4 protein-coding genes are annotated in these 7,118 nt (G+C 76.2%); 3 read left to right on the top strand and 1 reads right to left on the bottom strand.

Annotated elements, in window-relative coordinates; translation table 11 throughout:
- From A0J59_RS03270 to A0J59_RS03260, 3 genes are all read left to right on the top strand, one after another.
- A partial coding sequence (locus A0J59_RS03270) for a sensor histidine kinase (RefSeq protein WP_369799744.1) occupies positions 1-1,623 on the top strand: 1,623 nt, incomplete at its 5' end.
- Between the two features lie 248 nt (positions 1,624-1,871).
- The gene (locus A0J59_RS03265) at positions 1,872-2,603 is read left to right on the top strand and encodes a hypothetical protein (protein WP_047232410.1); all 732 of its coding nucleotides are present in this window, start codon (positions 1,872-1,874) and stop codon (positions 2,601-2,603) included.
- A 124-nt stretch (positions 2,604-2,727) separates the two neighbouring features.
- The gene (locus A0J59_RS03260) at positions 2,728-3,021 is read left to right on the top strand and encodes a WXG100 family type VII secretion target (RefSeq protein ID WP_047232478.1); all 294 of its coding nucleotides are present in this window, start codon (positions 2,728-2,730) and stop codon (positions 3,019-3,021) included.
- A 28-nt stretch (positions 3,022-3,049) separates the two neighbouring features.
- On the opposite strand, the gene uca is transcribed toward A0J59_RS03260, so the two are convergent.
- The gene (gene uca, locus A0J59_RS03255; protein WP_064315203.1) at positions 3,050-6,757 is read right to left on the bottom strand and encodes an urea carboxylase; all 3,708 of its coding nucleotides are present in this window, start codon (positions 6,755-6,757) and stop codon (positions 3,050-3,052) included.
- Positions 6,758-7,118: the final 361 nt, after the last annotated feature.

Raw genomic sequence — 7,118 nt, 5'->3', positions numbered from 1 at the left:
CCTCCCGGGTCGAGCACGACCCCCGCCGACCCCGCGCCGTCGGGCACGGGCGACGCCCCCGGGTCGGGAGCCCCCGCCTCACCGGGCGACGGCGGCCCGACGGCGGAGCGCCCCTTCGGCCGTCCCGTCCCCACCGAGGGGTGGGGCTGGTTCGCGCGCGTGCCGCTGCGCGCCCGCCTCGTCGCCATCACGGTGCTCCTGCTCGCCGCGGGGCTCGGTCTGGCGTCGGCGGTGACGACGACGGTCGTGTCGAGTTATCTCGTGCGGCAGGTCGACGTACAGCTCGAGCGGTCCGCGGCGGCGGTCGCGAACATCACGCTGAACGACCGGGTGGGCAGCGGCTCACAGCTGCCCAGCGACTACTACGTGCTCGTCCGGCCGAAGGGCGGCGAGGAGATCCCGCTCCGGTGGCCGCAGACGGTGCACCTCTACGGCGTCCCGGACATCCCCGCGATGTCCGACCCCGAGGTCGAGGCGAGCCAGAACGAGCCGTTCACCGTGGACTCCGTGGGCGGGACCGATCCTGCCGAGTGGCGCGTCACGACGTTCTTCTTCTACGACAAGTTCAGCGGCGAGCTCGGCGGCACCGCGTTCGTCGCCCTCCCGCTCACCGGCATCCACGAGACGGTCAAGGTGCTGGGTCGCGCGCTCGCGCTCTCGGCGCTGGGGATCGCGCTCGTCGGCGGCGCCGTGGCCTACCTCGCGGTGCACCGCGCGCTGCGCCCGCTGCGCGAGATCGAGGAGACGGCGGCGGACATCGCGGCAGGTGACCTGTCGCGGCGCGTGCGTCCCGCCCCGCCGACGACGGAGGTGGGCTCGCTGGCCGCGTCGCTCAACGCGATGCTCTCGCAGATCGAGGAGGCCTTCGCGGTCCAGGAGGCGTCGGAGGAACGGATGCGGCGGTTCGTGTCCGACGCGAGCCACGAGCTGCGCACCCCGCTCGCGACGATCCGCGGCTACGGCGAGCTGTACCGGATGGGTGCGCTCGACACGCCCGACAAGGTCGACGACACGATGGGGCGCATCGAGGACTCGGCGACCCGCATGGGGACGCTCGTCAACGACCTGCTGGCGCTCGCCCGCCTCGACGAGGGCCGGCCGCTGCGGCACGAGCCCGTGGACCTCGTCTCGCTCGCGCGCGACTCCGCGCAGGACCTGCACGCGCTCGACCCGACCCGGGACGTCCGGCTGGTAGGCCTGGGCACCGGTGCGAAGGCGCCCGCGGCGCTGCGCGTCGTCGGCGACGAGGACCGGCTGCGGCAGGTGCTCGCGAACCTCGTCGGCAACGTCGCGCGCCACACGCCCGCGGGGACGCCGGTCGAGATCGCGCTGGGCGCCGTGCGTCCCGCGACGCCCACCGACGACGCGCAGGCCGGCTCCCCCGGCACGGTCGCCGTGCTCGAGGTGCGCGACCACGGACCGGGCGTCCCGAGCGACCAGCGCGGCCGGGTGTTCGAGCGGTTCTACCGCGCGGACTCCTCGCGCAACCGGGCGTCGGGCGGCTCGGGCCTCGGCCTGGCGATCGTCGCCGCGATCGCCGGCGCGCACCGGGGTCGGGTGTCGGTGCACGAGACGACGGGTGGCGGCCTCACCGTCCGCGTGGACCTCCCGCTCGCCTCCTGACGGGCGCGCACCCCGCCCCACCTGCGGGTCTGCCGCGGCGCGCCTGACGCGCCGCGCGGAGGCGGCTTCCAGGTTCCCGAGGCACCTCCGAGTGCGGCTACGATGGCGGGTCGTCCCGCGAGACCTAGGCTGGTGGAGAGGCCGCGCGGCGACGCGGGGGCCTCCGCACCAGGCACCACGCCTGGTGACGACCACCTCCGTCATCTCCTCGTGTCCGTCGAAGTGTCCGTCGAAGAAGGCGAAAGTTCATGGGCGTCAACAGCGCCGACGCACCGCAGTGGTTCCTCTCCTCGTTCGTCCGCAGCGCCCGTGGCGCCGGGGCGACCGCCCCGGACGACGAGGTCCGCGCCGTCGGGCAGGGGCTGCTCGACCGCTGGGACCAGCCGGACCGCCACTTCCACAACCTGCGCCACCTCGCCGACGTGCTCGGGCGGGTCGACGAGCTCTCCCAGGAGACGCACGACCCCGACCTGGTACGCCTCGCCGCCTGGTACCACGGCGCGATCTTCGACGCGAAGAGCCGTGCGACGTACGCGAACAAGGGCGGCGAGGACGAGTCGGCGAGCGCCGCGCTCGCGAGCGCCGAGCTCACGAGCCTGGGGGTCCCCGAGCAGGCGGTCCGTCGCGTCGCGTACCTCGTGAACGCGCTCGTGCGGCACGCGCCGGACGCGTCGGACTTCGACTGCGCGGTGCTGTGCGACGCCGACCTCGCGATGCTCGCCGCGGAGCCGCAGCGTTACAAGGAGTACCTCAAGGACGTGCGCGACGAGTACGCGCACATCCCGAAGCCCGACTACGTGCGGGCCCGCATCGCGATCCTCACCAAGCTGCTCGACCGCCGGTCGCTCTTCTCGAGCCCGCTCGGCGCCGCGTGGGAGGAGCCCGCGCGGCAGAACCTCGACGCGGAGCTCCAGCGGCTGCGCAAGGAGCAGCTCAAGCTGGCAGAAGCGTCGGCGCCGTCCACAGGCCCCGCTTCCTGATCCGTCGTCCACAGGGACGTCGCCGCGCCCGCGGCTCCCGGCGTCCCGTGGCTAGCGTCGTCGTCGCACCGGCGCCCGCCGCGTGCGGGACGGCCCGCGGGCCGACGAGACGACGGAGGACGACATGAGCCGATACGAGGTCGACAGCGCACGGGTCGCCCAGGCGAGTGCGGCGGTGAACGGCTCGGTCACGGCGATCCGGGCGGAGGTCGGGGCCATGATGCGCCATCTCACCGACCTTCAGGCGTCGTGGCGCGGTGGCGCGGCGACGTCCTTCACGGGCGTGATGGCGCAGTGGCAGACCACGCAGAACCAGGTCGAGCTCGCGCTCGACGACATCACGGCGGCGCTCGGTGCGGCCGCCCAGACCTACGCCGACGCCGAGTCCCAGGCCGCGCGGCTGTTCACCACGCGGTAGGCACCCGGGCGCGTCGGCGCTGGGCGCGTCATGCGTCGAGGTGCACGACGGCGAGCCGGTCGCCGGCACGCACGTGGTCGCCCGGCCGCACGTGGACGTCGACGACGACGCCGTCGGACGGTGCCAGGACCGGCAGCTCGAGCTTCATCGCCTCGAGCACGACCACGGGGGTTCCCTCCGCGACGCGCCGCCCCGGCAGCGCCTCCACGCGCCACACCACCCCACCCAGCGGCGCGCGCAGCACGACGCGGGCCGGGTCGTCGAGGCCGGCGGAGGCGAGCTCGGTGTCGCGTGCACCGGCCGGCGCCGGGCCGGGTCCGCCGCGCGCGGTCGCGCGGGCGGCGGACCCGACGAGCTCGCCCGCCTGTGCCCAGGCCGCGGCCTCGCGTGCGAACGCCGCGCGGCGCGCCGCCCCGACCGTGGCGATGTCGTCGGCCTCGCGCGCGAGGAGCGCGGCGTGCTCCCGGCCGAAGAAGACGCCGTCCTCGACCGGGACCTCCAGGACTCCCGCACGGGCCGCCGCGCGACGCTCGCCGAGCTCGTCCGCGTCGACCGGCTCCCACACGATCCGGTCGAAGTGTCGGAACAGCCATGGGACGCCCGGGCGGAACGGCGGGTGCTGCGCATGGGCCGACCAGACGGGGACGGTCCGGCCCACGAGCTGGTAGCCCCCGGGGCTCGCCATCCCGTACACGCACAGGAACGCGCCCCCGAGGCCGACGGCGTCGGACGGGGTCCAGGTGCGCGCCGGGGTGTACTTGGTGGTGAGCAGGCGGTGTCGCGGGTCGACCGGCACGGCGAGCGGCGCGCCCAGGTACACGTCCCCGAGCCCGAGCACGAGGTACTCGGCGTCGAGGACGGTCCGTCGCACGTCCTCGACGCTCGCCAGTCCGTTGGCCCGCCGGACGAAGTCGACGTTGGACGGCAGCCACGGCGCGTCCGACCGGACCCCGGCCGCGTACCGCTCGACGGCGTCCCGGATCGCGGGGTCGTCCCAGCTCAGCGGCAGCCGGAGCACGCGGCTCGGCACCTCGATCTCGTCGCTCGGCGGCAGGTCCTCCTCCAGCTCGCGCAGCAGCCCGACGAGCCGTGGCACGGGCAGGGTCTCGGGATCGACGTGCAGGTGGAGCGTGCGGACGCCCGGTGTCACGTCGAGCACGCCCCGCGGGGCCGCGGCCTCGAGACCGCTCGCCAGGGCGTGGACGCGCAGACGGTCGTGCAGGTCGAGCCCCGCTCCGCCGTCGTACTCGACGAGGAGCGCGTCGTCGGCGCCGCGGAGGTAGCGGACCGCAGGTCGCCGGTCGGCGCGCGGCGTCAGTTCGCCCGAGGGTCGGACGTCGTCGCCGACGAAGGCCCCGACGTCCCGGCCCCGGACGGCACGCACCGCCGTCGGGACGCGCGCCGCCGCCCGGGCTGTGTCGTCGCGACGCAGCCTCTCGGCGCCGTCGTCGTGGACGGTCACGAACCGCACGACGTCGCCCGGCCGCATCTGCCCGAGCTTCCACCGGGAGCCGGCGACGACGGTGAGCGCGCACACGAATCCGCCGAGGCTCGGCCCGTCCGGGCCGAGCAGGATCGGCGTGTCCCCGCTGATGTTCAGCGCACCCACCGAGTACGGGTTGTCGAGCACGTTGGACGGGTGCAGCCCCGCGTCGCCGCCGTCGGGCCGCACCCACGTGAGCGGCGGCCCGGCGAGCCGCACGCCCGTCCGGTCCGCGTGCGGGAGCACCCGCCACCAGGACGTCCGCAGCCGACCGAGCGCGGCGGCGGTGAGCGCCGCGGACTGCGGTCCCGTCGTCACCGCGAGCTCCCACGAGTGCCCCATCCGGGGGCGGGCGTCGGGCGGCACCGAGCCCGTCGCACCGAGCCCGGGAGACACCGGCGCGCCCGGCCGACCGGCTGTCCCGGGACCGGTGGTCCGAGGATGCAGCGCGTCGCCCGCGACGAGCGCGCGCCCGGCCGGGCCGCCGACGGCGCCGAGGACGAAGGTCCCCGCCGACCCGAGATACTCCGGGGCGTCCAGGCCGCCCGCGACGAGCACGTACGTCCGCAGCCCGACGGCGTGCGGCGCGCCCACGGCGAGCACGCCGCCCGCGGGGACGACGACGGGCTCCCACTGCCGTACGGGCTCGCCGTCGACCGTCACGGGCGCCGGCGCGCCCGTGACGCACACCGTCGCCTCGTGCGAGAACCGCAGGGTCGGGCCGGTGAGGGTGCACTCGAGCCCCGCCGCGCCCTCGGGGTTGCCGAGCGCGCGGTTGCCGGTGCGGAACGACAGGTCGTCCATCGGGCCCGAGGGCGGGATGCCCACACCCCAGTAGCCGGTGCGTCCCGGCCAGTCCTGCACCGTGGTCAGCACGCCGGGGTCGAGCACGTCGACCCAGGGCTCCGGGTCGTGCACGGTCGCGAGCGTGGTGGTGGTCGCCGACCCCTCGGCGACGGCGGGGTCGGCGAGCGCCGCGCGCAGCAGCGAGACGTTCGTGGGGACGCCGTCCACGCGCACGTCCCCGAGCGCCGCGCGCAGCCCCGCGACCGCGCGCGCGTGCGACGCCGCGTGCACGACGACCTTCGCGAGCAGCGGGTCTGCGGCGGGACCGAGCTCGTCGCCCGCGCTCGCGCCGGTCTCGACGCGGACGTCCGACCCCGCGCCCGAACGCGGAAGGTCGAGCCGGGCGAGCGTGCCTGCGGCGGGTCGCCCGTGGCGCACGTCCTCGGCATAGACGCGCGCCTGCGCCGCCACCCCCCGGACCGCGGGGCCCGACGGCGGCACGTCGTCGAGCACGGTCGTGTCGCCGAGGGCGAGACGCAGCATCCAGGCCACCAGGTCGACGCCGGTGACCTCCTCGGTCACGGTGTGCTCGACCTGGATCCGCGGGTTCACCTCGAGGAACGTCACCTCGCCGGTGCCGACGTCGAGCAGCGCCTCCAGCGTCGCGGCCGAGCGGAGCCCGACCCGCGCCGCGAGGCGACGGGCGCCGTCGTGCAGGGTCGCGCGCACGCTAGGATCGAGGCCGGGCGCGGGCGCGACCTCGACGACCTTCTGGTGGCGGCGCTGGAGCGAGCAGTCGCGGTCGCCGAGCGAGACGACCCGGCCCGCCCCGTCACCGAAGAGCTGCACCTCGAGGTGGCGTGCCCGGTCGACGTGGCGCTCGACGAACAACCGCCCGGACGATCCCGGCCGCGACGACTCCCGCCGCCACGCCCCCGCGAGCGCCGCCGCGTCGCGGCACACGTGCACGCCGGTCCCGCCCCCGCCACCGGCGTCCTTGAGCACGAGCGGGAAGCCGATCTCGTCCGCCCACCCGAGCGCGTCCTCGAGGCCGCCCAGCACGGGCGACCCCGGCAGCACCCGCAGGCCGCACTCCTGCGCGAGCGCGCGGGCGCGGGCCTTGTCGCCGAGGGCGCGGAGCTGCTCCGGGGTCGGGCCCGCGAACGCGACCCCGGCCGCCTCGACCGCCGCGGCGAACTCCGCGTCCTCCGCGCGGAAGCCGTAGCCCGGGTGCAGCACGTCCGCCCCCGAGGCGAGCGCCGCATCGAGGAGCCGGCGACCGTCGTCGTACGAGTCGGCGACCGGTGCCGGACCGATCCGCACCGCCTCGTCCGCGAGCCGGACGTGCCGCGCCCCACGGTCCGCGTCGGAGTGCACGGCGACCGTGCGCAGACCGAGCTGCCGCGCGCTGCGCAGCACACGACAGGCGATCTCGCCGCGGTTCGCGACGAGCAGCGTGGCGGCCATCGCCCTCCCCGGGCCGGTACGGGCGCGAGGCCGCGCCTCGCCGTCGGACAGAACGGCCCCAGCCTAGAGCCCACCGCGCCGCGCCGAGCCCTCCCACCTCGGCTCCCCGGTCCGCGTGATGGCGTCCGCGGCGCGGATGGCCTGCCCGGCCGGACTTGCGGATGCTGGCTCGGCACGAGCACGACCAGGCCGACCCGGCGGGTCGGGCAGGCGACGTGGCCGCGTCCCGCGACCCGGACGCACACAAGCCGCCTGCTGGACGCGACGGCACCGCGTGGTGGGGCGAAAGGCGACTCGGCACCGCGGGCAGTCGCCCAGGCGAGCCACGACCAGGGTGAGACGGAGCAGGGCGGGGTGGGTG

Source organism: Cellulosimicrobium sp. I38E, assembly GCF_001647255.1.
In the GTDB taxonomy this organism is placed as follows: domain Bacteria; phylum Actinomycetota; class Actinomycetes; order Actinomycetales; family Cellulomonadaceae; genus Cellulosimicrobium; species Cellulosimicrobium cellulans_E.
Note: the sequence above shows the minus strand (reverse complement) of the source record. Positions and strands in the feature narration are given on the sequence as shown.